General features: G+C 62.6%; 1 pseudogene. It reads left to right on the top strand.

Annotation, left to right across the window (positions count from 1 at the left end):
- Positions 1-233 precede the first annotated feature (233 nt).
- A pseudogene (locus AC3WJU_RS22490) lies at positions 234-553 on the top strand (pyridoxal 5'-phosphate synthase lyase subunit PdxS); the annotation flags it as partial.

The raw sequence follows: 553 nt of genomic DNA, 5'->3' as shown, positions 1-553 counted from the left end.
CCCTCCCCCGAGACATTCCCACCCTGACAAGATTCGGGCCGAAGCCCAAGTCCCATTACTGGCAGGTTTCCGAAGGATTTCCCTCCTCGATCGTCCCCCGCATGTGGAGAACTCTCCCCGGACCTCCCCAAACACCAAGGAGACAAACACACATGTCCATCACGCCAAACACCGCCGCGACCAGCCAAATCGAGGAACGACCTCATCGCTCGCTTCCAGTAGAAGAAGGCTCCATGTCCGCAGAGACAACTCCGTTCAATCCATCCACAGGCAGCAGTCGCGTCAAGCGGGGTATGGCCGAGATGCTCAAGGGCGGCGTCATCATGGACGTCGTCAACGTCGAGCAGGCCCGCATCGCCGAGGATGCCGGTGCAGTGGCTGTCATGGCGCTCGAGCGCGTTCCCGCCGACATCCGCGCCCAGGGCGGCGTGTCCCGCATGTCGGACCCGGACATGATCGACCAGATCATTGCCGCGGTGTCCATCCCCGTCATGGCCAAGGCCCGCATCGGCCACTTCGTCGAAGCCCAGGTCCTGCAGTCCCTCGGTGTTGA

The organism is Arthrobacter sp. FW306-1B-F12A (genome assembly GCF_058781865.1).
This window is presented reverse-complemented; position numbering and strand designations above follow the sequence as displayed.